The 24,913-nt window shown below is 63.0% G+C and carries 21 protein-coding genes; 14 read left to right on the top strand and 7 right to left on the bottom strand.

What is annotated here, in order from left to right; all coding sequences use genetic code 11:
* The 5 genes from LB543_RS29390 to LB543_RS29370 all read left to right on the top strand — a co-directional run.
* Positions 1-1,436, top strand: a 1,436-nt coding sequence (locus tag LB543_RS29390; protein ID WP_224616639.1) for a type I secretion C-terminal target domain-containing protein, incomplete at its 5' end; no start/stop codon positions are given.
* Between the two features lie 73 nt (positions 1,437-1,509).
* Entirely contained in the window at positions 1,510-1,878 is a 369-nt protein-coding gene (locus LB543_RS29385; protein ID WP_224616638.1) for a hypothetical protein, read from the top strand.
* Positions 1,879-1,907: 29 nt separating this feature from the next.
* A complete protein-coding gene (locus tag LB543_RS29380) occupies positions 1,908-3,107 on the top strand; it encodes an ABC transporter substrate-binding protein (RefSeq protein WP_224616641.1) in 1,200 nt (399 codons plus the stop codon).
* A gap of 45 nt (positions 3,108-3,152) precedes the next feature.
* A complete protein-coding gene (locus LB543_RS29375; protein ID WP_224616637.1) occupies positions 3,153-3,815 on the top strand; it encodes a thermonuclease family protein in 663 nt (220 codons plus the stop codon).
* Positions 3,816-3,867: 52 nt separating this feature from the next.
* Entirely contained in the window at positions 3,868-4,719 is an 852-nt protein-coding gene (locus LB543_RS29370; protein WP_224616636.1) for a GGDEF domain-containing protein, read from the top strand.
* Between the two features lie 151 nt (positions 4,720-4,870).
* Here LB543_RS29370 and smc read toward each other — a convergent pair whose 3' ends face one another.
* The 3 genes from smc to LB543_RS29355 all read right to left on the bottom strand — a co-directional run bounded on the left by smc (position 4,871) and on the right by LB543_RS29355 (position 9,860).
* On the bottom strand, positions 4,871-8,329 hold the full coding sequence (gene smc / locus LB543_RS29365) for a chromosome segregation protein SMC (RefSeq protein WP_224616635.1): 3,459 nt from the start codon (positions 8,327-8,329) through the stop codon (positions 4,871-4,873).
* A 123-nt stretch (positions 8,330-8,452) separates the two neighbouring features.
* Positions 8,453-9,196, bottom strand: coding sequence for a DsbA family protein (locus tag LB543_RS29360; protein WP_224616634.1), 744 nt, complete (start codon positions 9,194-9,196; stop codon positions 8,453-8,455).
* A 163-nt stretch (positions 9,197-9,359) separates the two neighbouring features.
* Positions 9,360-9,860: a DUF721 domain-containing protein gene (locus LB543_RS29355; protein WP_224616633.1), complete on the bottom strand. Its 501-nt coding sequence runs from the start codon at positions 9,858-9,860 to the stop codon at positions 9,360-9,362.
* A gap of 53 nt (positions 9,861-9,913) precedes the next feature.
* Between LB543_RS29355 and mutY the strand changes: the two genes are divergently transcribed.
* Both mutY and LB543_RS29345 read left to right on the top strand, forming a co-directional pair.
* Positions 9,914-11,053, top strand: a complete 1,140-nt coding sequence (gene mutY, locus LB543_RS29350; RefSeq protein WP_224616632.1) for an A/G-specific adenine glycosylase — start codon at positions 9,914-9,916, stop codon at positions 11,051-11,053.
* On the top strand, positions 11,046-11,657 hold the full coding sequence (locus tag LB543_RS29345) for an HAD family hydrolase (RefSeq protein ID WP_224616631.1): 612 nt from the start codon (positions 11,046-11,048) through the stop codon (positions 11,655-11,657). Before mutY ends, LB543_RS29345 begins: the two co-directional genes overlap by 8 nt.
* A gap of 67 nt (positions 11,658-11,724) precedes the next feature.
* Here LB543_RS29345 and LB543_RS29340 read toward each other — a convergent pair whose 3' ends face one another.
* On the bottom strand, positions 11,725-12,858 hold the full coding sequence (locus tag LB543_RS29340) for a site-specific DNA-methyltransferase (protein ID WP_127278140.1): 1,134 nt from the start codon (positions 12,856-12,858) through the stop codon (positions 11,725-11,727).
* A gap of 176 nt (positions 12,859-13,034) precedes the next feature.
* Between LB543_RS29340 and LB543_RS29335 the strand changes: the two genes are divergently transcribed.
* Complete coding sequence (locus LB543_RS29335; RefSeq protein ID WP_140761118.1) at positions 13,035-13,724, top strand: HAD family hydrolase; 690 nt, start codon at positions 13,035-13,037, stop codon at positions 13,722-13,724.
* A 264-nt stretch (positions 13,725-13,988) separates the two neighbouring features.
* Here the strand turns inward: LB543_RS29335 and LB543_RS29330 are convergent, their stop codons facing one another.
* Positions 13,989-14,450 (bottom strand): cupin domain-containing protein, encoded by a 462-nt coding sequence (locus tag LB543_RS29330; protein WP_224616630.1) that lies wholly within the window; start codon positions 14,448-14,450, stop codon positions 13,989-13,991.
* 109 nt (positions 14,451-14,559) lie between these two features.
* Here LB543_RS29330 and LB543_RS29325 point away from each other — a divergent pair, with 109 nt between their 5' ends.
* A complete protein-coding gene (locus LB543_RS29325) occupies positions 14,560-16,122 on the top strand; it encodes a winged helix-turn-helix domain-containing tetratricopeptide repeat protein (RefSeq protein ID WP_224616629.1) in 1,563 nt (520 codons plus the stop codon).
* A gap of 105 nt (positions 16,123-16,227) precedes the next feature.
* Here LB543_RS29325 and LB543_RS29320 read toward each other — a convergent pair whose 3' ends face one another.
* Positions 16,228-16,947 carry a hypothetical protein gene (locus LB543_RS29320; RefSeq protein WP_224616628.1) on the bottom strand — a complete coding sequence of 240 codons (720 nt, stop codon included), beginning with the start codon at positions 16,945-16,947 and terminating at the stop codon, positions 16,228-16,230.
* Positions 16,948-17,077: 130 nt separating this feature from the next.
* Here LB543_RS29320 and thrC point away from each other — a divergent pair, with 130 nt between their 5' ends.
* Genes thrC through LB543_RS29300 form a run of 4 tightly spaced genes read left to right on the top strand, consistent with a single transcriptional unit; the run spans position 17,078 to position 23,280 of the window.
* Positions 17,078-18,472 (top strand): threonine synthase, encoded by a 1,395-nt coding sequence (gene thrC / locus LB543_RS29315; protein WP_224616627.1) that lies wholly within the window; start codon positions 17,078-17,080, stop codon positions 18,470-18,472.
* Positions 18,473-18,486: 14 nt separating this feature from the next.
* A complete protein-coding gene (locus LB543_RS29310; RefSeq protein WP_224598260.1) occupies positions 18,487-19,779 on the top strand; it encodes a M16 family metallopeptidase in 1,293 nt (430 codons plus the stop codon).
* Positions 19,780-19,791: 12 nt separating this feature from the next.
* Positions 19,792-20,388, top strand: a complete 597-nt coding sequence (locus tag LB543_RS29305; protein ID WP_224598262.1) for a GNAT family N-acetyltransferase — start codon at positions 19,792-19,794, stop codon at positions 20,386-20,388.
* Between the two features lie 3 nt (positions 20,389-20,391).
* A complete protein-coding gene (locus LB543_RS29300; RefSeq protein ID WP_127873126.1) occupies positions 20,392-23,280 on the top strand; it encodes an EAL domain-containing protein in 2,889 nt (962 codons plus the stop codon).
* A gap of 8 nt (positions 23,281-23,288) precedes the next feature.
* On the opposite strand, the gene LB543_RS29295 is transcribed toward LB543_RS29300, so the two are convergent.
* On the bottom strand, positions 23,289-23,897 hold the full coding sequence (locus LB543_RS29295; RefSeq protein WP_140761079.1) for a YqgE/AlgH family protein: 609 nt from the start codon (positions 23,895-23,897) through the stop codon (positions 23,289-23,291).
* A 172-nt stretch (positions 23,898-24,069) separates the two neighbouring features.
* Here LB543_RS29295 and LB543_RS29290 point away from each other — a divergent pair, with 172 nt between their 5' ends.
* Positions 24,070-24,876, top strand: coding sequence for a protein-disulfide reductase DsbD domain-containing protein (locus tag LB543_RS29290; RefSeq protein ID WP_140761081.1), 807 nt, complete (start codon positions 24,070-24,072; stop codon positions 24,874-24,876).
* Positions 24,877-24,913: the final 37 nt, after the last annotated feature.

The raw sequence follows: 24,913 nt of genomic DNA, 5'->3' as shown, positions 1-24,913 counted from the left end.
CGGTCGCGGTCGACGGCATTGGCGGCACCCATGGCGCCAGCTCCGTCACCGTCACCATCGTCGACGACGTGCCTGTGATTTCCTCCATTGAAAGCCAGATCGTTGCTAACTCTGCCGGCACGCATGACGGCAGTTGGTCACTTACGCCTGGGGCCGACGGATTGTCGACAATTGCGGTTTCATTGGCAAATCAGGCGAGTATACCGCTGATCGACCATTCAACCTCGACCTACGATGCGGCCACCGGCACTGCCCACTACACGGCGTTCTTCGATGCCGGAAGTACACAGCCTTACTTCACGGTCGCCATGAAATCGGATGGCACCTATACGTTTGAGGTGATCAATCCCGTACCCACCAAAGTGGTAACGGATACAACCGCTCTCGGCGCCACTGGCCTTGGCGGGAATAGCAATAGCGTTTACCTGGAGCAAATAACCGTCAAGAATCATGTCGATGCTCCCCACACAGATATATTGTTCACTGGGAATTCCGGATGGACATCAGGTACAAATTTTGGCAGTTCCGCCACTGTAAATTCGAACAACAATGGTTTGGGCATCGGTAGTGGCCAGGCCATGGACCACAATGAATCGATAACTCTAAAATTTCTTCAAGGGGACGGCGACAATAATTCTTCAACCCATTCAACGACTAAAGTTGGTATGGACCATGTCATGATCAACTTCCTGCAGGGTTCGAATGGCGGCCAAATGACGGGCAGCTATGCCGTCCATGTGGTCACTTATGACCAGTCCGGGACTGCCCACGATCAGGGCAACATGAACATCGTCAACGGCGTTCTGGATTTCACCTCGGCCAACCTGATCTATGGCATCTCAGTTGTTAACATCGGCAGTACGGGACTGATTGTTGCCGGAACCACCACCAGTGTAACAACTGCAATAGAGATACCAAACGACGTCGGGTTGCATTTCAACGTCGATATCGTGGACGGCGACGGCGACAAGGCCAGTCATGGCTTCGACATCGTTGTTGACGCCAATGATGGACACCAGGCCACGCTCACCGGCAACGCAGCCTATGATCCCAACATCCTGTCGGGCGGACCGGGCGACGATATCCTTATCGCTGCTCCGGGCTACAACATACTGGCAGGCGGAGCAGGCGCCGATACATTCAAGCTCGACCACCTCGATATCAAGGATCTCATCACCGACTATCACGGCGCCGGCCCTGGTGGCGAGGGAGACAAGATCGACCTGACTGCGTTGTTCGACAAAGGGGCCGGCACCATTGCCGACTATGTGCACTATGATACCAGCACCAAGACGCTGAGCGTCGATACGGACGGCCCGGGCAATGCGGCCAATTTCGTGGATGTGGCCGTGCTCCAGAACGGACCGACCACTCCCGGCACGATCAACATCCTTTACGACGACACGGCACACACACAGCACTCGGTCACGATTTAGCGCTTCTGCGCGCTCGCGCTCCCATGCTATGTATTAGTGATCGATAAAATCGGGGATTGGAGAGGGAAAGTATATGAAGCATTCCGCACGATTGCTGGTTTCGGCCACGGCGCTGCTCTTGGCTGGATCGACAGGCTTTGCAGCCGACATCATCGAAGGCCCGACGGCCGATTATTGCCGCACCGTCGGAACATCCAACCTCGTGCTGACCGAAAACACGGTCGACCTCACGAAACAGGTCGTGAAGCTCATGGACGAGTCGGTCGCCGTCGCCAACAGCCCGGAATGGATCCATTCGTCGCGGCCGGTCTTCGTCTGGGCATCGGAAGCCAAGGTCGCCTGCGGCATGGCTTACGGCTACCTGAAGACCAACTACAAGGACGAAGACACGCTCAACAAGTGCGAGTGTTTTCACGACCGCATGGTCGAGTACATGAACTGACCGCGGGAGCCAAAGCGCGCTGGCAGAAAATGGAATCTGACCGGCAGGTCCACGGCCCGCTGACATGGGTGGTCGCTTTCGTGCTGGCTATGTCGTTGCTCGGCTGCCAATCGAAAGGCGCGGTGTCCGACGCGCTCGATCCCGCGTCCATCCAGGCCCCCAATCAGCCCGCTGCGATTGCTGTCGCCAACGCAAGCATGGCAACGCAGTCCCTCGGCACCGGCCCCACGAAAGTCGTCATGCTGCTGCCGCTGTCCGCCTCCGGATCCGCGGGCGAAAACGGCAGAAAGATGCTCGACGCCGCCAAGCTCGCGATGACGGACCTCGGCAACCCGCTGCTGACGCTTACCATCGAGGACACAAGGGGAGACGCGACCTACTCCCAGCAACTGGCGGTAAAGGCCATTACGTCGGGTGCGAAAGTGGTCATCGGTCCGACCGAACTGGCGGCGGCGCAGCATGTCGCGAAATTGTCGGGCTCGAACCGGCCGGTGGTTCTGGCTCTTGCGGACAATTTTGCCGGTGGCCCGGGCGTCTATGCGGTATGCCTCAGCGAGGCGGACAGCGCGGCCGCGGGAGCTGGCGCGATCGCGGCCAAGGGCGGCAAGAAGTTCGTCCTGCTGGTGCCAGCGGGCGCGGGTGCCGATGTCGTCGAGAAGCGGGTCGCCAACAGCCTCAGCGTGTATGGCGCCGCACTGGCGATCACCATACCCTATACGAGCGCCGACAGCGCGGCAAAGGCGGTGGCGGACATGGGTTCGCTGGTGGACGCGCCCGATGCCGTGGTCGTTGCCAGCGGCGACAGCAATCCGTCGCCAATCCTGCTCGCCCTGAAGGCAAAGGGCATTCCTGGAAAATCGACCTCCGTGGTTGGCACGAACCGCTGGCTGGAGCATCCGACCAGCCCACTTTTCGAAGGCGCCTATGTCGCGACGCTCGACCAACACGAACCAGGTCCGATTGCGGATCGTTTCAAGGCAACCTTCAACTACGAGGCCGACACCAATGTCGCTTATGCCTATGACATGGTTGCCCTGACCGCGGGGATCGCGAGCGCTGCCGGACCCAACGGTTTCAACAGGCAGGTTTTCGAGAACCGGAGTGGATTTCGCGGATCGACCGGCTTGTTCAGGTTTCGCGCGGATGGATCCAGCGAACGCTCGATGCCGTTTTACCGGATTGAAAAAGGTGCGCTCAAACCGGTTGCCAAATCGACATCCAGCTTCTAGCGAATTGGGCGCGTCGGCCTAATGAGACAAACGGCGCGCCTTCGCATGATGGTCGCGGTCGCAAGCCTCGAGCTTCTCGTCGGCATCCTGCTGCTGGTCAAGGCAGCGACCCTGTTCCCTGTCGAACGGACCGTCACCGACCCGGCCCCGGGCGTCAGCGATGAAGCCGCGCAACACCCGGTTCGATCGATCGTCAATTCAGCCCGCAAGATTGCCGAGGATCTCATCGCACCGCCGCAGATCGAGGGATCCGACATGGAGCGGGTGGAACCTCGTCTGCCCCTTGGCGACCTCGGCCTCGCCTCACAGCCCAAGCCATCGATGCCCAAGGACTGGCCGGAAACACCGCTGTACCGTCCAGTGGCCACGTCGTCGGCTGGTTTCGACTCCATGGGGCGGAAATTGTTCATCAGCGGAACCCAGAGCGTCGAGGCCGACAGGGTCTGCCTGTTTCACGATAGTGCTTGGCCTTGCGGGCAGCGGGCGCGCGCGGCTTTCAACAACTGGATGCGCGGGCGGGCGCTGACCTGTTTCGTGCCTCCGGCGGTCGACCGCTTCCCTGTCGCGGCGACATGCAGGCTGGGCAGACAGGATGTCGGCGCCTGGCTCGTATCGAATGGCTGGGCGCTGGCCTTGCCGAGCGGCATCTATGGCAAGGCCGAAGCAACAGCCAGAACGGCGGAGATGGGAATCTTCGGCCCCCCATAGGCGGCAGCAACCGGATTCGCCACAAAGGGCCGCATCCTCTGTTCAGAACAGCTTGGCGATCTATCCCGAAGCGTCAAATTGTATTGTTCTTCGAAACCGAAATCGTAACTTGCCGGTCTTATGCTTGGCGTTCGAATGGAGATCGACGATGAGCAACGCAGCAGCTGATGTCCCGCCCCATCACGAATGGAAGAACGTCGCCTGGTTGGCGTTCCTTGGAACCATAGGCAGCCTGTGCGTCTCCCTGACCCTGAACTACCTGATGTTGTTCAGCGAGATGCTGACGCCTTTCGGGCGCAGCATGATCACCGCAACGGTTTTGCCTCTGGTGATCTGCCTGCCGCTTTTTGTGTTCATAGGCCTGAAACTGGCCGAGATTCGTCGCTATCGGCGGGAACTCAACAGGGCCGCCACCTTCGATACGCTGACCGGTTGCCTGAACGGCAGGGTCTTCACGTCGCTGATCGAGAGACGGGCGATCAAGCCTTCCGTTCCAGGCGAGCGATCGGGCGCCTTCCTGGTCATTCATCCTGAACATCTGAACGCCATCAATTTGCGCTTCGGCCTGAGTTGGGGCGACGAGGCCTTGCGCCTCATAGCCTCGACCATCCGGTCCGGCGTGCGTTCGCAAGACGTCGTCGGCCGCATAGGCGCGTCCATGTTCGGCGTCTTCCTTCCCGGAACGAGCGAGGCCGAAGCCAGGACGGTTGGCGAGCGTATCCGCGCCAATATCTCGCAGGTCTATTTTGCCCCTCAGGGCGCCGAGGAGATCCTGGCCGTCACCGTCGGGGGCGTGGTTTTCGAGCAGGACCTGGACTTCGAAGACATGTTCCGGCCGGCGGAAGAGAGCTTGTCGGGCAAAGGCGGCTTTGCACTGTCGCGTATTCAACCCGCTTCAGCCTGACGCCTTCCAAGACTGGTTCGGTTTTGCCGCAAGTTTTGCGATAACCGGGAAAGTCGATGCCTAAATCCGTGGCCTATCGCCCGCGATCCCTTCGCTACGATCCTTCGCAACGCCTAACGTGCAGCTCCTACGACCGGCGGCGCTTTCGGCGTCAGCTCGCCTCGCGCATCGCTTCCGCGGCCTGCAAGTCGACGGAGACCAACTGGCTGACACCCTGCTCGGCCATGGTCACACCGAACAGCCGGTCCATGCGCGCCATGGTGATGGGATTGTGGGTGATGATGACGAAACGTGTCTCGGTGGTCTTGGCCATCTCGTCCATGAGATTGCAGAAGCGCTCGACATTGTGATCGTCGAGCGGCGCGTCGACTTCGTCGAGCACGCAAATCGGCGCCGGATTGGTCAGGAACACGGCAAAGATCAGCGACATCGCCGTCAGCGCCTGCTCGCCGCCCGACAGCAGCGTCATGGTCTGCGGCTTCTTGCCGGGCGGACGGGCCAGGATTTCAAGCCCAGCTTCCAGCGGATCCTCGGATTCGATCAGCTGCAATTCCGCCGTGCCGCCACCGAACAGATGCGAGAACAGCCGCTGGAAATGGCTGTTCACCACATCGAAAGCGGCCAGCAGCCGCTCGCGGCCTTCGCGGTTGAGGCTCTGGATCGCTTGTCTGAGCTTGCGGATCGCCTCGATGATGTCCTCGCGCTCGGAGACGATGGTCTCCAGGCGATCGGAAAGCTCCTTCTGCTCTTCCTCGGCGCGCAAATTGACGGCGCCGAGCCGTTCGCGCTCGATCTTCAGCCGATCCAACTGGCGTTCGATCTCGGGCATCTCGGGCATCGGATCGTCGGCTTCCAGGCCGGTGTGGCGGATGACCAGATGCGGCGGCGTGTTCAGCGTTTCCTGGATGCGCGCCTCGACCTCCAGCCGGCGTTCGTCCGCCGCCGTCAGCCGTTCCTCGGCGCGGGCGCGGGTTTCGCGCGCCTCGGCCAGCGACTGGATGGCTGATGTGGCCGCCTTGTCCAGTTCGGCCTGCCTGGTCTCCGCCTCCTGCAGCCGGTCGGCGGCCGCCTTGCGCAAGGTCTCGGCTTCGGTGAGCTGCGACAGCAGCGCACGACGCTTGGCGTCGATCTCGTCGGGCGCGTCGGCCAGCCGTTCGCGCTCGGCCTCGGCCTCGGCCTTGCGTTCGCCGAGCGAGGCGATCTGTGTCGAGGCGTTTTCGGCGCGCACCAGCCAGTTGCTGCGCTCGGCGCCGATCGCGTCCAGCCGTCGCGTGCGGGCCTCGGCTTCGCGCCGCAAGCCTTCATGGACGGCGCGCGCGTCAGCCAGCGTGGCGCGGTCGCGAGAGACATTGGCCGAGGACTGTTCGAGCTGCAATTGCAGGTCGCCGAGATCCGGCGCGTCCTGCAACAACATCTCGGCCTCGACGAAAGCCGCCGACGTCTCCTCGTGGCTGTCGACGATGCGGGCGCGCACCTCGTCCAGCGCGGCACGCCGGCTCGACAGTTCACCCCCGGCCTTTTCGGCCTCGGCCAGCGCATTGCGGGCGGCGTCCAGCCGGTGCTGGGCCTCGCGTCCGGCCTGGCGCGTGGTTCGCTCCGCTTCGCTTGCCTGGCGCAGCGCCTGCTCGGCCTGCGCCAACGCTTCCTCGGCCTGGCGCAGGACGAGCGTCGCCTGCACCGCTTCGGCGTCGAGTTCGGCAAGGCGGTTCTTCTGCGCCAGCCTTTGTGCCGCGGCGGTCGGTGCATCGGCGCTGGCGGTCAGGCCGTCCCAGCGCCACAGCGCGCCCCCGCGACTGACCAGGCGCTGGCCGGGAGCCAGAAGCCCCTGCAACCGGCGGCCGTCAACGGCCTCGACGATACCGATCTGCGCCAGACGGCGGGCAAGTTGTGCCGGCGCGCGTACCACGCTGGCCAGGCTCTTGATCCCTTCCGGAAGCGCGGCGTCGCCGGGCTGGATTTCGCTTTCGCCCCAATGCGCCGGTGCGCTGCGGTCGAGCGGCACGTCGAGATCTTCGCCCAGGGCCGCTCCCAGAGCCGTCTCGAAGCCGCGCTCGACGCTGATCTGCTCCAGCACGGAAGGGAAAAGATCACCGCTGGCCGCGTTCAGGATCTTGGCCAGCGTACGCGCTTCGGTCTCGATCCCGGCCAGTTCCGCCCTGGCGTCCTGAAGCGGGGGACGAGCGGCGCTTTCGGCGCCACGAGCGTCGATGACCGACTGCTCGGCCTGCGCCACCGCAGCCTCCGACTCTTCCAGCAATGCCAGCGCCTGTTCGACCAGGATCCGTTTCTCGGTCGGATCCGGCAGGCCGGCCACCTTTGCGAGGATGTCCGACAATTCGCGGTCGACATCGGCGAGCTGGCGGGCGAAGCGATCGCGCCGCTCCGCGGTCTCGCGCAAAGTGCGTTCGATCTGATGGCGCGAGGCGGCAGCCTCGGCGCGCTCGGCGGTCAGCGCGGCGAGCCTGGCTTCGCTTTGCGCAAGCGTCGAGGCGGCCTGTTCGAATGCCGCGCGGGTCGTGGCCTCGCGCTCCGCGGCGCCTGCGTTTTCGGAGTTCAGCGCGGCCTCTTCCGCGCGCAGGCGCTCGAGAACGTCGGCGTTGTCGCGCACCATCCGCTCTTCGCGGGCGATATCGCCGTCGAACTGCTGCAACCGGCGCTCGAGTTCGGCCTGACGGGTGCGGATGCGGCCGGCTTCTTCCTCGATCTGCGACCTGGCGATCGACAGCCGCTGGAAGGCCGCGGCAGCCGCGGCTTCCGCGTCGCGCAGGTCGGGCAAGCGGTGGGCGGAGATGCCCTGCTCCTTGGCTGCGTTCATCTGCGTGGCGGCGCGGTCGCCGACGAGCGCCGTGGCCGTAGCCAGCGCCGAACGCGCCTCGCCTTCCTGCGTCTTGGCCAGTGTCCAGCGCAGATGCAAGAGCGTGGCTTCGGCCTTGCGGATGTCGGCGGACAGGTTCTTGAAGCGGGAAGCCTGGCGAGCCTGGCGCTTCAGGCTTTCGATCTGGCTTTCCAGCTCTCCGACGACATCGTCCAGGCGTTCGAGGTTCTGCTCGGCCGCCTTGAGCCGCAGTTCCGCCTCGTGGCGGCGGGTATGCAGGCCGGAAATGCCGGCGGCCTCTTCGAGAAGCGCGCGGCGCGCCTGCGGCTTGGCCTGGATCAGTTCGCCGATACGGCCCTGCCCGACCATCGAGGGCGAGCGCGCGCCGGTCGACTGGTCGGCGAACAGAAGCTGCACGTCCTTGGCGCGCGCTTCCTTGCCGTTGATGCGATAGAGCGAGCCGGCCTCGCGTTCGATGCGGCGCGACACCTGCAGTTCGTCGGCATCGTTGAAGGCTGATGGAGCCGAGCGGTCGCTGTTGTCGAGGAACAGCGTGACTTCGGCGGTGTTGCGGGCGGGACGCGTGCCCGAACCGGAAAAGATCACGTCGTCCATGCCGGACGCGCGCATGTTCTTGTAGGAGCTTTCGCCCATCACCCAGCGCAGCGCCTCGACGAGGTTCGACTTGCCGCACCCGTTCGGCCCGACAATGCCGGTCAGGCCGCGTTCGATGACGAACTCGCCGGGTTCGACGAAGGACTTGAAACCAAGAAGGCGGAGGCGCGAAAACTTCATTCACGCGCCTCATACACCGGTTCCGCAAAACTGTACCGGGGTTTTGCGGCAGGGCGCATGGCGCGTGAACAGATAGAGAGGCAAGCAGCGCCGGAGCGCTGCCGCTTCGCCGCTGAGCCGATGTCAGAGCAGAGGGTCGATGATGGCCGACATTTCCTCAATCGACATCGCCCCTTTGTAGGTCTTACCGTTGATGAAGAAGGTCGGTGTCGAGTCGACCTTGAATTCATTGGCGCCACGCTTCTGGACCGATCTCACATCGTCCAGAAGTTTCTGGTCCGTCAAGCAGGCCTCGAAGGACTCCTGTGTAAAACCGGCCAGCTTGGAGATTTGCAGCAGCGCCTCCTTGGTGTTGGAGACGCCAACCCAGTTCGCCTGCTGCCTGAACAGGACATCGACCATCGGGAAATAGTTGTCCTTGGCGCAGCGCGCCAGCATGAAACCGGCTTCTGCGCTCGGATCGAACGGGAATTCGCGCAGGATGTAGCGGGCCTTGCCGGTATCGATGTACTTCTTCTTCAATTCCGGGAAGGTGGTCTCGGCGAAATGCGCGCAGTGCGGGCAGGTCATCGAGGCGTATTCGACGATGGTGACCTTGGCGTCATCCTTGCCGAGCTGCTTGTCGGGCAGCGCACCCGGCTTCAGCAATTCGGCCATATCCACCGTGCCTTGCGCCTCCGGCACCTGGACCGCGGCGGGGGTGGCCGGCTTTGCGGCCGTTGCCGGGTCCGCGGGCTTGACATCCGCAGCCTTGGCCTGTTCGCCGGAATCGCTGCAGGCGGCGAGCAGAGCCACCGCCGGGACGGCGGCCAGCGAAGTCAGGACGTTTCTGCGAGAGAAGCTTTGACCAAACGGGGAACGGCTCATACGAATCACCTGATAAGGGTTAATTTTGCAATGCAATGGCACGAAAAAGCGAGAGTTGGCGCGAATTAAGGCATCCCTGTCCCCAATCCAATCGCGAAACCTAACAAGGGTGATCACGAAAGCGCGAGATTAACGACAAACCTATGACTGTTTCCAGTCGGAACTAGGCTTTCCTTCCGCCCAAAATGGTCGCACCCAGCCTTTCCAGCGAGGCGCGCAGCCCGTCATCCTCGATCAGCCCGACAGTATCGGCCAATTTCGCCTTTTCCGCCGCGCTCAGTGGCCTGAGGGCAGGTCTGGGCCGGGCCTTTCCGGAGCTTACCGGCTTCTGCACGATCCTGATGCGGCCTATCGCGGTAAAGCCGAGGAAGGCGTTGACCCGGTTGATGATCTCGCCGGTCTCGTGCTGCAGATGAAGCGCGGCCATGCCTTCGCAGGCGATGACCAGCACGGCCGGCTCGAACGGATCATCCTCGTGCAGGCGGCGCGGCCACTGGATCTTTTCGGGCCGCGAGTGTTTCGCGAGGCGCGGTCCGGCAATCTCTTCCCAGGACTGGACGAGACCAATCGAGATGCCGGCCCGCTTGCGCAGCACCGGGTCGAGGATCTCGGTGGCGAGATCGCTCACCGGAACGGGATTGCCGAAGGGCCTTTTCCCTGCCATGTGCGTTCTCCAGCCACGACCCAGCAGATATCGGCCAGGCCAACACAAGATCAATGGCACCAGCAGACCAGACCCGCAAGGCTCCGACAAGCAAAGCCATCTCGAACGATACGGCGTCACGCCTGCTCGCCTGGTACGACACGCATCATCGCGAACTGCCGTGGCGCATCACCCCGCGCGAGCATGCACGCGGTGTGCGGCCCGACCCGTACCGTATCTGGCTGTCCGAGGTGATGCTGCAGCAGACCACCGTCGAAGCGGTGAAATCCTATTTCCGTGCCTTTGTCGAGAAATGGCCCGACGTCGAAGCGCTGGCCGCGGCGCCGACCGAGGATGTGATGAAAGCCTGGGCGGGGCTCGGCTATTACTCCCGCGCCCGCAATCTCAAGGCCTGTGCCGATCTGGTGGCGGCGCGCGGCGGCCGGTTTCCCGACACCGAGACCGGACTCCGGGAATTGCCGGGGATCGGCGCCTATACGTCGGCGGCCATCACGGCAATCGCCTTCGACCGTCCCTCCGCCGTTGTCGACGGCAATGTCGAACGCGTCATCTCACGACTGTTTTCGATCACGACGCCGCTGAGCGAAGCCAAGGCCGAGATACGGGCCCATGTCGAGCGCATGGTGCCGGCGACAAGGCCCGGCGACTTCGCCCAGGCGATGATGGATCTCGGCGCCACGATCTGCACGCCACGCCGGCCGCGCTGCATGCTGTGCCCGCTGCGCGAGGACTGCAGCGCCGTCATTGCAGGCGATCCCGAGAATTTCCCGGTGCGGCTGCCGAAGGCCGACAAACCGCTGCGGCGCGGCGCGGCTTTCGTGGCCACGCGCGAGGACGGCTCCCTTCTCTTGCGCAAGCGACCGGAAAAGGGGCTGCTCGGCGGCATGACGGAAGTGCCGACCACCGCCTGGACAGCGCGGGTCGACGGAGCCACGACGCAAGCCGCGGCGCCTTTTCCCGGCGACTGGCGGCACGCTGGAACCATCACGCATGTCTTCACCCATTTTGCTCTCGAACTCGAAGTCTTTCGCGCCCACATCAAAGGTGATGCACTGGCAGGGTATTTCTGGTCGCCCGCCCATGAGATTTCGGGCGAGGCGCTGCCCACTGTCATGAAAAAGGCAATCGAGGCTGCGATACCCGGCGCGACGAAAAAGCCGTCGCCATTGAGTACAAAGAGGCCCCATGACTGAAATCCGCCACATCGTTTTCGACATCGGCCGCGTGCTGATCCACTACGATCCGAACATCCCGTTCAGCCGCCTCATTCCCGATGCCGAAGAGCGAAAATGGTTCTTCGACAATGTCTGCACGCATGACTGGAACATCGAACAGGATCGCGGCCGGACATGGGAAGAGGCCGAGGCGCTACTGGTTGCGGAGCACCCCGAGCACGCCGAAAACATCCGCAATTTCCGCCGCCACTGGCACGAGATGGTTCCGCACGCCTATGACGACAGCGTCGCCATCATGCTCGGCCTGATCGAAAGCGGCCATGATGTCACCATGCTGACCAACTTTGCCTCCGACACGCTTGCCGAAGCGCGCGAACGCTTCGATTTTCTGGATCGCCCGCGCGGCGTCACTATCTCCGGCGAGATCGGCAAGATCAAGCCGGACCGCGGCATTTACGACCATCACGTGGCTGCGTTCGGCCTCGAGCCGTCCGCGACGCTGTTCATCGACGACAGCCAGAAGAATGTCGACGGCGCCAAGGCCGCCGGCTGGCAAGCGGTGCTGTTCACCGATGCCGGGACGCTGCAAGCAGATCTTCAACGCTTTGGAATCAAGGCGTGATCTCTATCGGTTGCGGCGATCCGTTGAGATTTTGAATCAACGAATATGAGGCAAGCGGCAGGGGGGGTCAGCCCCCTGCCCGCTCCATGCCGAGACGGGCAATGCGGCGCAACTCGTCGATCGGGGTCAGCCCGCCGCTGCGCTCATAATGCCAGAAGGTCCAGCCGTTGCAGGCGTCTAGCCCCTGCACCTCGGCGCCGATCTTGTGGATCGAGCCGGCGCTGTCGCCGATCGCAACGGTGCCATCGGCGCGAACCTTAGCGGCCCAGCGCTTCTTGGCGTCATAGAGCGTGGCGCCGGGCGTCACCAGCCCGGTGTCGATCAGGCTGACGAAGGCGACGCGCGGCTCGGCGCGTTTGCCGGTAAGCACGGTGAGATCCGCTTCGTCGAGCGGCCGCACGGCATCGATGCGCTCATTGGCGGCGTCGATATAGGCCTGTTCGCGCTCGATGCCGACGAAGTGGCGGCCGAGGCGCTTGGCCACGGCACCCGTCGTGCCGGAGCCGAAGAACGGGTCGAGCACGACGTCACCCGGCTTGGTCGAGGCCATCATGATGCGGGCAAGCAGCGCCTCGGGCTTCTGCGTTGGATGCAGCTTGTCGCCATTGTCGTTCTTCAAGCGCTCGCCGCCGGTGCAGATCGGAAACAGCCAGTCGGAGCGCATCTGGATATCGTCGTTCGATGCCTTCAACGCTTCATAGTTGAAGGTATAGCCCTTGCCCTTCTGGTCGCGCGAGGCCCAGATCATCGTCTCATGCGCGTTCTGGAAGCGGCGGCCGCGGAAATTCGGCATCGGGTTGGTCTTGCGCCAGACCACGTCATTGAGAATCCAGAAGCCGAGATCCTGCATCTTGGCGCCGACCCGGAAGATGTTGTGGTAGGAGCCGATGACCCAGATCGTGCCATTGGGCTTCAGCACGCGGCGCGCCGCCAGCAGCCAGGCGCGGGTGAAGGCGTCATAGGCTTCAAAACTCTCGAACTGGTCCCAGTCGTCGTCGACCGCATCGACCTTGGACTGGTCGGGACGGTGCAGATCGCCGTCGAGCTGCAGATTGTAGGGCGGATCGGCAAAAATAACGTCGATCGATTTTTCGGGCAGGCGGTCAAGAGCCGCGACGCAATCGCCTTTCAGGATGGTGTCCAGCCATTCGGATTGCTGAGGAGCGTGGGAGAGCTCGTCGAGAAGACGCACGGCTGACATTTTTACACCCAATGCACGCGTTACTGTTTACTCCCCGTTATGGTTACCGATCAGCGTAAATATTCGGTGAAGGCGCGCGGATGGCCACCAGATTTGCGAAGGCCCGGTCATTGGTGTATGCCGCGCCGCTTGGACCCTGAGTGGCCATCCCTCCATCCTCCATCGTCCGGATCACCATGCCCCAGCCAGACCTTGTCATCTTCGATTGCGACGGCGTGCTCGTCGATTCCGAAATCATCGCCGCGCGGGTCGAGGCCGAATTGATCACCCTGGCCGGATATGAAATCTCGGCGGAGGAAATTGCCGAGACCTACGCCGGCCTGACCTTCAAGGACATACTGATGCGGATCGAGGAGAAGTCCAAGATCCCGTTCCAGGTGTCGCTGATCGATCGCGCCGAGGAACTGGTCGACCGCAAACTGCGCAGCGACGTGCGTGCCATCGAGGGTGTGCGCGAAGCGGTCGCCTCGGTCACGGCGCAGCGCTGCATCTGCTCCAATTCACGTTCGGAGCGGATCGAGTTCATGCTGGAGAAGGTGCATCTGCTGCCATTCTTCGCCGGGCGCATCTTCTCGGCGATGGAGACGCCGACCGGCAAGACCAAGCCGGCTCCGGACGTGTTCCTGCATGCCGCCGAAAAGCTCGCCGCCAACCCGGCGAACACCTTCGTCATCGAGGATTCCGTGCATGGCGTCACCGGCGCCAAGGCCGCCGGCATGCGCGTGATCGGTTTTACGGGCGCCAGCCACAGCTATCCCGGCCACGCCGATGCCCTGACGGAGGCCGGCGCCGAAACGGTGATCCGCCGCTGGGCGGAGCTGAAAAGCGTGATCGCGGCGCTGTCGGAATGGTCGGAAGACGCCTAGAGCATGATGCCGAAAAGTGTGAAGCGGTTTTCGGACGACATCATGCTCTATCTCTTTGATTTAGAGACGGTTCGGATTTCAGGTCGACTCGACCTGAAATCATCCGGCTCTAGGGCGGCGCGCTGGAAACTCTGCTCGCGAAGATTTCCAGCGCGTCCGACCCTTGCTTAGCCAGTGTCGTTCCCGAAGCGCGTCCGGCGGCTCGCGGAAGAAAGGTCCGAACTCAGAAAAGCCCGGAGCGGCCATCGAAGTCTGGTGACGAGCCTACGCGCGTGTCGTCAAAGTCGAGAGCTGGTCGGTGTCGTAGCGATTTCGCAGATCGGCGAGGGCTTTTGGATCCGGCGCCCCCTGCGCCGCGAGGCTGGCGAGCTCTTCGAAATAATGCTCATGGCCAGGCGGAGAAACGGTCATCAGCACGCGAGCCGGTTTCTCGCTGACATTGGTGATGTTGTGCGGCACCCCCGGCGGGATGAACAGAAAGGTTCCAGGCGTCGCGCGGATCGTCTCGTCGCCGAAATGCCACTCACACTCGCCGTCGAGCAGGTAGAAGGTCTCCTCCTGCACCCGGTGCACATGCCGCCCGGTGGCGAACTGCGGGGGGATCGTCCAATCGAACATGCTGGTGTGCCTGGTATTCTTGCCGGTTACGAGGAAAGCCATGGGATGACCACGCAGCATGACGCCCTTCTTCTCATCGGGCCTGCGGATGAAGGCATTGGCGCTCATATAACCCTCCTTTGGCTGGGCGCATGCTTTTAACAAGCATTTGTGCAACATCGGCCGTTCGTGGCGGAAAGTCGTGAATCCGTTCCCAAAAATTTGCTAAAAGACTCTGATGACCGTAAGGGGCGACCTCTACCAGTTCGGCCCGTTCCGCCTTGATCCGGAGGTGGGCATTCTCTTTTGCTGGGGTGAGCCGACCATACTTGGGCAACGCGCCGTCGCGCTGCTGCGCCTGCTGATCCAGAATGCGGGCGTTCCCGTATCCAAGGACGCGCTGATCGAGGCCGGATGGGGCGGATTGGCGGTTGCCGATAACAATTTGACGGTTCAGATCGCGGCCTTGCGCCGCGTCCTGGCTGACACGGCGAATGTCGACAGCTGGATCGAAACATTGCCGCGCCGCGGTTATCGCTATGTCGGACCGGCTGTCACCAGGGATGTTCCTGAAGCCTCGGCAGCCGTCCGCGCCGCGTCGGCGCCGACCTTGCCTGAGAAGCCTTCCATCGCGGTCCTGCCGTTCTCCAACTTGAGCGGCGATCCGCAGCAGGAGTACTTCGCCGATGGAATGGTGGACGACATCATCACAGGCCTGGCACGCATCAAGTGGCTGTTCGTCATCGCACGAAACTCGACCTTCACCTACAAGGGTCGCGTCGTGGACGTGAAGCAGGTCGGTCGCGAGCTCGGCGTTCGCTATGTCCTCGAAGGCAGTGTGCGCAAGGCCGGCGGTAATGTGCGTGTTACCGGGCAGATGATCGATGCATCGACCGGTGCGCATGTATGGGCCGAGCGCTACGACCGTAGCTCCGAAGACATCTTTGCGCTTCAAGACGAGATTGCGCTGTCAGCAGTCGGCGCAATTGCGCCGAGCGTGCGGAAAGCCGAAATCGAACGTGTCAAGCGGAAGCGGCCTGACAGCCTCGATGCCTACGATCTCGTGCTGCAAGCCCAGCCTGACGTCGATTCAGGCATGCCGAGGCAAGTGACCAGAGCGCTGCTGCTTCTTGACCGTGCTATCGGACTCGAACCGACTTATGCGCTGGCGCATGGCAATGCCGCGATGTGCCACCATTGCCTGTTTCTTCGCGCCGGCTTGCAGGAAATCAACCGTGCGTCTTCGATCCGTCACGCCCGGTCTGCCATTGTCCATGGACAGGACGACGCGCTCGCTCTGACTTGGGCCGGCTTTTCCATCGGAATGGATGCCCACGATCGCGCCGCTGCATTTACTGCATTGGAGGCCGCGCTCGCCATCAGTCCGTCATCGGCGCTGACCTACATTCTTGGCAGCGTCATCCTCGGATGGAGCGGCGAAGCCGAGCGCGCGATAGAATGGAGCGAGCAGGGTATGCGGCTAAGCCCGTTCGATTCGTGGACTTGGGCGGCATTTGACGCTCAAGCAATGAGCCATTTGCTGCGCGGTCGTTACGAAGAAGCTTGCCGTGCGGCCTACAAGTCCGTTCAAGCCAACCCGGCGCATAGTATCACTTATGTGCAATTGGCTGCCGCGCTGGCCAACCTTGGCCGATTGGATGAAGCGGAGGTGGCCGCCGCTCGCGTGCTCGAGCTTCAGCCTGGCTTTCGCTACAGCCGCCAGTTCGCAGGCGTGAATTGCGCGCCCGCGCTCGCGGAGGCTCTTGGAAGCGCACTACGACGCGCGGGACTGCCCGAGTAGCTCGGTTGACTGCGTGGGGGTCTTGGTCGGCCAGCGATGCCGCCGTTGTCCCCTGCATGTGACGATGCGCCTCGGCAAACTCGCCGCGAGGCACCTGGGCTTCGTTCAGTTCGTTGCTTTCTTCTTCTTGCGCTTCGGCTTGTCGGTCGTCGCCTTGGGCGCGGTTTCATCATAACCGGCATAGGCCTGATAGTCCGCGGCCGTTGGCGCTGGTATGACGACATTGGAATCGGTGAAGACAAACTGGGTGGCGACCGAGGGATCGGTCACCTGAACCTGGTACTGGTGGATCTGCGAATAAAGTACGTCGGTGCCATGCATTACCGCCGTGCGGATCGGCATGGTGATGGTGCCCGGCGTGAACTTCGGTCCCGGTACGATTTTGCCGGCAACCGCTATCTTCATCGTCAGTTGTCCGTCGGCACGGCTGCAATCGCGGGTCACGTCGCTGATCGACGCCTGATAAATGATCCTCGCCGAATCGTCGGGCGGCGTAGCAGCAGCGGCGTCAGCCGCGGCCTGGGCCGCGGCATCCGCGGCCGCGTCGCCGGTCTTCTTGAGCTTCGGTTTTGGCTTCTGGACCTCGTTGACATAGGTGTTGAAGAAGGCGGTGCCATCGCGCACCGTCACCCTAGGGCAATAGGCGTTCAGCTGGCTGGCAAGCACCTTGGGATCCTGTGGCGGCGGAGGCGCCGTCGGGTCCTTCTTGCCGAAACCGAGGTTCAGGATGCCATTGTCGCCTGATTGGCAGCCGGCGGCGGCAAGCATAAAGCCCGTGAGCACAAGACCCGCCAAAAAGCGACCACTTGATATACGAAACGCCATGAAACTGCACTTCCCTCTCGCAAAGCTGGTGACGTATATCAACCGCGCGGCAAAAATGCGACTAGAGCCGGTGCAGAAATTAACCACCTTGTGGTGAACGGAAAAATCAGGCGGCAAACGGATCTGTGACATGCATTATGTGAGTACCCGCGGGGAAGCGCCCGCGCTTGGATTTTCCGACGCCATCCTGACTGGGCTGGCGCGCGATGGCGGGCTCTATGTGCCGCGCGAATGGCCGCACTTCTCGCCGGCAGACATCCGCGCCATGCGCGGCCTTGCCTATCCCGACCTCGCCATACGCGTGTTGACGCCGTTTCTCGGCGGCGAGATCGCCGCGCCGGTCTTCGAGCGTCTCGTCCGCGAAGCCTATGCCACGTTCCGCCATGAGGCTGTCTGCCCGCTGGTGCAGACCGGCGCCAACACTTTTGTCCTCGAACTCTTTCATGGGCCGACGCTGGCGTTCAAGGACGTGGCGATGCAGTTGCTTGCCCGGTTGATGGACCATGTGCTTGCCGAACGCGGCCAACATGCGACCATCGTCGGCGCCACGTCGGGCGATACCGGCGGCGCGGCCATCGATGCCTTTGCCGGGCGCAGCCGCACCGACATCTTCATCCTTTTTCCGCATGGCCGCGTCTCGCCGGTGCAGCAGCGGCAGATGACCACGTCGACGGCTGAAAATGTCCATGCGCTGGCGATAGAGGGCAATTTCGACGACTGTCAGGGCCTGCTGAAGGATATGTTCAACGATCACGGCTTCCGCGACCAGGTGTCGCTGTCGGGCGTCAATTCGATCAACTGGGCGCGGATCATGGCCCAGATCGTCTATTATTTCTCCTCGGCACTCTCGCTCGGCGCACCGGACAGGCCGGTCTCCTTCACCGTGCCGACCGGCAATTTCGGCGATATCTTCGCCGGCTATGCCGCCAAGAAGATGGGCCTGCCGATCGAACGGCTGGTCATCGCCACCAATGACAACGACATATTGGCACGCACCTTTGCGACCGGCGAATACCGGACCAAGGGGGTCTTTGCGACCACCTCGCCGTCGATGGACATCCAGGTTTCGTCGAACTTCGAACGCCTGCTGTTCGAGGCCTCAAATCGCGATGCGGCAACGGTGCGGCGCTACATGGCCGGCCTGAAGCAATCGGGCGCTTTCACCATCGAAGCCGCGGAAATCGCCGGGATGCGGTCCGAATTCGACGCCGGCCGCGCCGATATGGACGAGGTTGCCGCCACCATCCGCTCGACGCTGGCAAACAGCAACTACCTGCTCGATCCGCACACGGCGGCGGCCATGCACGTGGCGGCGAGCAAGGCTGGCGCCGTGCCGATGGTGGTGCTGGGCACCGCCCACCCTGCGAAATTTCCTGCCGCCGTCGAAGCCGCCAGCGGGGTCTCGCCCGCCCTGCCCGCATGGCTAGGGGGATTGATGACATTTGAGGAAAAATACACGGTACTTCCATCGGACCTCAAAATGGTGGAAGATTACGTCAGCCGCCGCGCGCGGGCGGCGCGTTAAGGAGTACGAGCCATATGGGTGTTGAGGTAAGCCGTCTGTCGAACGGCCTGACAGTCGCCACCGAAACCCTTCCAAGTATCGAATCGGTTGCCTTGGGTGCCTGGGTCAAGTCGGGTGCCCGCAATGAACGCGAAGAAGAGCATGGCATGGCCCATCTGCTCGAGCACATGGCGTTCAAGGGGACGAAGCGGCGAAGCGCCTTCGAGATCGCCTCGGAAATCGAGGACGTCGGCGGCGAGATCAATGCCGCCACCAGCGTCGAGACCACATCCTACTACGCCAGGGTGCTCTCCGACGATGTGCCGCTGGCCGTCGACATCCTGTCCGACATACTGCAGGAGTCCGAATTCGACCCGCAGGAACTCGAGCGCGAGCAGCACGTCATCCTGCAGGAGATCGGCGCCGCGCACGACACGCCCGACGACATCGTGTTCGACCGTTTCACCGAGACGGCCTTCCGCCACCAGACCATCGGCCGCTCTATCCTGGGCACGCCCGAGACGGTAAAATCCTTCACCTCCAAGCAGTTGCACGATTTCATCGAACGCCAATACGGCGCCGAGCGGATGGTGATCGTGGCCGCCGGCGACATCAAGCACGACAAGTTCGTGCGCGAGGTCGAAAACCGGCTCGGCGGTTTCCGCAGCAAGGCCGACAGCACCATTCCGCAATACGCGCAATATGTCGGCGGCGATTTCCGCGAGGACCGCGACCTGATGGACGCGCAGATCGTGCTGGGTTTCGAGGGCCGCGCCTACCATGTGCGCGATTTCTACGCCTCTCAGGTGCTGTCGATGATTCTCGGCGGCGGCATGTCATCGCGTCTGTTCCAGGAAGTCCGCGAAAAGCGCGGCCTGTGCTACTCGGTCTATGCCTTCCACTGGGGCTTTTCCGACACGGGCATATTCGGCGTCCATGCCGCCACGGGACAGAGCGACATCGCCAAGCTGGTGCCCGTCATCGTCGACGAGTTGCAGAAGGCCGGCGAGAGCATCCTGCAGGAAGAACTCGACCGCGCGCGCGCCCAGTATCGCGCCGGGCTAATCATGTCCGCCGAAAGCCCGGCCAGCCGCGCCTCGCAGATCGCGCGGCAACTGCTCCTGTTCGGCCGTCCGATCGCAAAGGAAGAGCTGATGGAGCGGCTGGCGGCACTGACGGTCGAGCGCTTGACCGATCTGTCGTCGCGGATGTTCTCGACCAAGCCGACGCTTACCGCTGTCGGGCCCGTGGGTACGCTGGCACCATACGAGGCGATCCTCGATTCGCTTCCGGGCACGCAGACCACGGCCCGCAGGCTCGCCGTCTAAGTCCCAAGCGCCGTGTTCGCGCTCCCTTTCTTTCGCCGTGACCTGCCGGCACTGAAGGGCAACCTCGTCACGCTGCGCGTGCCGTTCACCAACGACTACCGTGAGTGGTCGGCGGTGCGCGGCGAAAGCCGGGCGTTCCTGGAGCCGTGGGAGCCGCGCTGGACCCCCGACGAACTCGACCGCACGGCATGGCGCCTGCGCATCAGTCGCTACCGCGAGGACTATGCGCAGGGAACCGCGATCGCCTTCTTCATCTTCGAGCAGTCGAGCGGCAAGCTCGCGGGCGGCATTACGCTCGGCAACATACGCCACGGCGTCTCGCAAAGCGGCCATGTCGGCTACTGGATCGGCGAGCGCTTCGGCGGCCGTGGCCTGATGACCGACGCGGTCAAGGTGGTGACCCGCTTCGCCTTCGATACGCTGAGGTTGCACCGGATCGAAGCCGCCTGTATTCCCGACAATATCCGGTCGATCCGCGTGCTTGAAAAAGCCGGATTCCGGCGCGAAGGACTTCTGCGATCCTATCTCAGGATCAACGGCATCTGGCAGGACCACTACCTCTACGCCCGGATCGCCGACGATCCGCCGGGCGCTGGAACGAAGGACTGATTTTTGACGAATTTCCTGCGAAACGGGCCGCTGTTCGCCTTTCTGCTGGCGACGATGCTGACGCTGTGCGCGGCTTCGTCGGCCTTTGCCGTCGAACCCATCAAGATCGCCCGCGACGATGTCGCGCTCGACCTGTCGCGCGCCGTCGAGATCTACCGCAACCAGGGTGAGAACTTCCAGGTGTCGACCGCGCCCGGGCCGGACGGCATCGTACGGCGCATCGAGGTCGAAGCCAACGATGCCCGCTCGACCGGCGACTGGGCTGTCTTCGCGCTCGCCAACACCACCGACCAGCAGCTCGACAGGCTGATCGTCGCGCCGCATTTCCGGCTGGTCAATTCCGGCATCTTCTGGCCGGATCTGGGCTCGACGCGCATCGCCGCCATCACACCCAGCGAAGGCTTCGCGCTCGACCGCCAGACCAGCCCCGATGCCGACGTGTTCCGGGTGACGCTGAATCCCGGCACGGTGATCACCTTCATCGCCGAACTCGCTTCGCCGAAGCTGCCGCAGGTCTACCTGTGGGATCCGGAATCCTACAAGGATTCGGTCAATTCCTACACGCTGTTTCGCGGCATCGTCATCGGCATCGCCGGCCTTCTGGCGCTGTTCCTGACCATCCTGTTCGTCGTCAAGGGGACGTCGATGTTCCCGGCGACGGCGGCCCTTGCCTGGGCGGTGCTTGCCTATATCTGCGTCGATTTCGGCTTCCTCAACAAAGTCATCGAGATCTCGCCCGGCAACGAACAGATGTGGCGGGCCGGAACGGAGGTGGCGCTGGCGGCGACCTTCGTGGTCTTCCTGTTCGCTTATCTCAACCTCAACCGATGGCACGGCCATTTCAGCTATGGCGCCCTTGTCTGGATTCTGGGCCTGCTGCTGATCGCCGGCGTCGCCATCGTCGATCCGGCGGTCGCCGCCGGCATCGCCCGCATCTCGTTTGCCGCCACGGCGCTGACCGGGCTCGGCCTGATCATCTTCCTCGGCATTCGTGGTTATGACCGAGCCATCATGCTGGTGCCCAGTTGGGTCATGGTGCTGTTGTGGCTGTGCGGGTCGTGGATGGCGATCACCGGCATGCTCGACAACGACATCGCCCAACCGGCACTTGGCGGCGGGCTGATCCTGATTATCTTGCTGATCGGCTTCACCGTCATGCAGCACGCCTTTGCAGGCGGTGCGCTGCATCAGGGGCTGTTCTCCGATCTCGAGCGACAGGCGCTGGCCGTCGCGGGGTCGGGCGATACGGTGTGGGACTGGGACGTGCTGCGCGACCGCGTGGTGACCAAACCCGATGTCAGCATCCAGCTCGGCCTGGCCCCCAACAGCCTGGGCGGGGCCGCGCGCAACTGGCTGCCGGTGCTGCATGCCGATGACCGCGACACGTTCCGCACGACGCTCGACGTCGTTCTGGAGCATCGCCGTGGCAAGGTGGCGCAGAATTTCCGCCTGCGTGGAGCCGACGGGCACTATCACTGGTTTGCCCTGCGCGCGCGCCCGGTCATCGGCTCGGACGGCGAGGTCATTCGCTGCGTCGGCACCATGGTCGACGTCACCGAACAGAAGAAATCCGAGGAGCGACTGCTGCACGACGCCGTGCACGACAATCTGACCGGCCTGCCGAACCGCGAGTTGTTCATGAACCGGCTGGAGGCGATCATCTCGATCGCCCGCACCGAAGAGAAGGTGCGGCCGACCGTCTTCGTCATCGACATCGACCGCTTCAAGCAGGTCAATGACGGGCTCGGCATCTCGGCCGGCGACACCATTCTGCTCACCATCGCGCGCCGCCTGCATCGGCTGTTGAAGCCGAAGGATTCTCTGTCGCGCTTCGCCGGCGACCAGTTCGCGCTGATGCTGCTTTCCGAGCAGGATCCCGCCCGCATCGCCGGCGTGGCCGATGCGATCAAGCACGCGATCAACAACCCGATCACCTTTGCCAAGCGCGAGATCGTGCTGACCGCCTCTATCGGCCTGATCACCTGGACCTCGGCGCAGACCTCGGCCGAGGACATGGTCAAGGACGCCGAACTCGCCATGCATCAGGCCAAGCGCTTCGGCGGCGACAGGATCGAGCCGTTTCGCCCTGCGTTCCGCACCGTCGGCACCGACCGTCTGCAGTTCGAATCCGACCTGCGGCGCGCCATCGAGCGGCGCGAGTTCACGCTGGCCTACCAGCCGATCGTGCGCCTGGAAGACGGCAGCGTCGCCGGCTTCGAAGCGTTGCTGCGCTGGGACCATCCACGCCGCGGCATGATTCCGCCGGCCGATTTCATCCCGGTCGCCGAAAGCTGCGGACTGATCGTACAGCTTGGGCTGTTTGCCATGCAGCAGGCGGCCGAGGATCTCGCAGGATGGCAAAAGCAGATCGGCGATGCGCCGCTGTCGGTCTCGGTCAACCTGTCCAGCCGCCAGCTCATCCGCCGCGACCTCGTCAGCGATGTGCGTTCCGTGATCGCACGCGCCAATTTGAAGCCTCGCTGCTTCCGGCTCGAACTCACCGAATCCCTGGTCATGGACAATCCCGAGCAGACGGCCCATGTGCTGACCAAGCTGAAGCAGCTCGGCATCGGCCTGTCGTTGGACGATTTCGGCACCGGCTATTCATCGCTCGCCTATCTGACGCGGTTCCCGTTCGACACCATCAAGATCGACAAGAGCTTCGTCGACGACAGCACGCCCAAACGCGCGGTGCTGCTCAAATCCATGGTCAACATGGCGCATGAACTCGGCCTGTCGGTGGTCGCCGAGGGCATATCGGACGAGCGCGATGCGCTGGAGCTGCGCCAGATGGGCTGCGAATATGTGCAGAGCTTCATGTTCGGCGCGCCGATGCCGGGCGACCAGGTGCTGAAGACGCTGAAGGAGCAGTATCCGCTAACCCAGGCTTGAGAAGAATCTCAGGCGTGTCCGGCGGCCATGCTGAGATGCGCGAGATCGATGCCGATCGAGGCGAGAATCCGGTCGTATTTGCGCTCGATGTCGGCGTCGAACAGCAATTCCGGCGTCGCCGGGCAGGTCAGCCAGCCATTCTCGGCGATCTCGGTTTCCAGTTGGCCGGCGCCCCAACCGGAATAGCCGAGCGCCATCAGCGCGCGGCGCGGGCCGCGCCCTGACGATATCGCCCGCAATATGTCGACGGTCGCGGTCAGGCAGATGTCGTCGGAAACGGTGAGCGAGGAGTCCACGCGGTAGTCGCCCGAATGGAGGACGAAGCCCCGGCTGCGGTCGACAGGCCCGCCGTTGCGCACGACGAAATCGCGCGCCTGCGCCGGAAGGCGGATCGCCTCCAGCTCGTTCATGATGCCGAGCTGCACCAGAAGGTCCGGAAACAGCATCTGCTGTGTCTGGTTGATGATCAGGCCCATCGCGCCTTCATCGCTGTGGGCGCAGATATAGATGACCGAGCGCGTGAAACGATCATCCTTCATGCCAGGCATGGCAATCAGGAACTGATCGTCGAGAAAGCCGCCGCCGGCGGCTGTCTTCTTGTGGCGCAACAAATCCATGCCAGGCAGGGTACCGTGTTTCCCGGGCGTCGAAAAGATGCGCCGTACCGGATTCGACCAAAGCCCATATTGCCAGGCCGGTCTTGGCTTGCCCGCGAAGGTCACGCAAATATGATATCAGCAAGGCCATGAAATCATTGCGCGGCCACGAACGGACGATCAAATCATCGCCATGCAAAGCTTGAAACTCCTGTTGCTCGGCGCCGCCATCGGATTGGCAACCTCCCTTCCCGCCACCGCCTCGTCATCCGCCTGGTACAATAGCGAGGGCGGCAAGGTGCGGCTGGTGACATCAGGCAAGCCGGACGATGCCGGCCGTATCCAGGGTGTTCTCGATATCGCGCTCAAACCCGGCTGGAAGACCTACTGGCGCGACCCGGGGGACGCAGGTGTGCCGCCGCAGCTCGACATATCGGCCAGCACCAATATTGCCGATGCCACACTGTCCTTTCCCGCGCCGCAGCGCCACGACGATGGCTATGGCAAATGGGCCGGCTACAACCACCCGGTTTCGCTGCCGGTGACGTTCACGCTGGCGACGCCAAACCAGCCGGCTGTTATCGATGCCGACATCTTTCTCGGCATTTGTGAAACCATCTGCATCCCGGTGCAGACACGGCTGAGCGTCGATCCCGCTTCCGATCCCGACAATGCCGACGACGCGGCATTGGTAAAGGCGAGTGTCACTGCATTGCCGGCGGCTGCAAAACCTGACTTCGGCGTCAAGGTGCTCCCGGGCGATCACGAGACGCTGGTGGTCGAGGCGAGTTTTCCTGGCGATCCGCAGGCAACGGATTTCTTCGTCGCCGGCGAGCGCGATTATATGTTCGGTAGTCCTTCCCGCGCGGAAAAGGACGGCAAGTTGATCTTCACCGTGCCGATCCTCGATCGCCCCTCGACGACGCCGACGGACGGCGGGCTCCACTACACGCTGACGAGTTCGGCGGGCGCGGTCGAAGGGCTGCTGCCTTTTCCTTGAGCTTGGCCGTCTCGATACCGGCTGCTGGCCAGTTGCG

The sequence above is a fragment of the Mesorhizobium sp. ESP7-2 genome (assembly GCF_020164715.1).
Lineage (GTDB): Bacteria > Pseudomonadota > Alphaproteobacteria > Rhizobiales > Rhizobiaceae > Mesorhizobium.
The sequence above is the reverse complement of the archived record's forward strand: the minus strand, read 5'-3'. Positions and strand labels throughout refer to the sequence as shown.

Bases quoted from the DNA above. Each gene is read 5' to 3' on its own strand.
- LB543_RS29385 (WP_224616638.1), top strand. From the start codon at position 1,510: ATGAAGCATTCCGCACGATTGCTGGTTTCGGCCACGGCGCTGCTCTTG.
- LB543_RS29380 (WP_224616641.1), top strand. From the start codon at position 1,908: ATGGAATCTGACCGGCAGGTCCACGGCCCGCTGACATGGGTGGTCGCT.
- LB543_RS29375 (WP_224616637.1), top strand. From the start codon at position 3,153: ATGATGGTCGCGGTCGCAAGCCTCGAGCTTCTCGTCGGCATCCTGCTG.
- smc (WP_224616635.1), bottom strand. From the start codon at position 8,329: ATGAAGTTTTCGCGCCTCCGCCTTCTTGGTTTCAAGTCCTTCGTCGAA.
- LB543_RS29360 (WP_224616634.1), bottom strand. From the start codon at position 9,196: ATGAGCCGTTCCCCGTTTGGTCAAAGCTTCTCTCGCAGAAACGTCCTG.
- LB543_RS29355 (WP_224616633.1), bottom strand. From the start codon at position 9,860: ATGGCAGGGAAAAGGCCCTTCGGCAATCCCGTTCCGGTGAGCGATCTC.
- mutY (WP_224616632.1), top strand. From the start codon at position 9,914: ATGGCACCAGCAGACCAGACCCGCAAGGCTCCGACAAGCAAAGCCATC.
- LB543_RS29345 (WP_224616631.1), top strand. From the start codon at position 11,046: ATGACTGAAATCCGCCACATCGTTTTCGACATCGGCCGCGTGCTGATC.
- LB543_RS29340 (WP_127278140.1), bottom strand. From the start codon at position 12,858: ATGTCAGCCGTGCGTCTTCTCGACGAGCTCTCCCACGCTCCTCAGCAA.
- LB543_RS29335 (WP_140761118.1), top strand. From the start codon at position 13,035: ATGCCCCAGCCAGACCTTGTCATCTTCGATTGCGACGGCGTGCTCGTC.
- LB543_RS29330 (WP_224616630.1), bottom strand. From the start codon at position 14,450: ATGAGCGCCAATGCCTTCATCCGCAGGCCCGATGAGAAGAAGGGCGTC.
- LB543_RS29325 (WP_224616629.1), top strand. From the start codon at position 14,560: ATGACCGTAAGGGGCGACCTCTACCAGTTCGGCCCGTTCCGCCTTGAT.
- LB543_RS29320 (WP_224616628.1), bottom strand. From the start codon at position 16,947: ATGGCGTTTCGTATATCAAGTGGTCGCTTTTTGGCGGGTCTTGTGCTC.
- thrC (WP_224616627.1), top strand. From the start codon at position 17,078: ATGCATTATGTGAGTACCCGCGGGGAAGCGCCCGCGCTTGGATTTTCC.
- LB543_RS29310 (WP_224598260.1), top strand. From the start codon at position 18,487: ATGGGTGTTGAGGTAAGCCGTCTGTCGAACGGCCTGACAGTCGCCACC.
- LB543_RS29295 (WP_140761079.1), bottom strand. From the start codon at position 23,897: ATGGATTTGTTGCGCCACAAGAAGACAGCCGCCGGCGGCGGCTTTCTC.
- LB543_RS29290 (WP_140761081.1), top strand. From the start codon at position 24,070: ATGCAAAGCTTGAAACTCCTGTTGCTCGGCGCCGCCATCGGATTGGCA.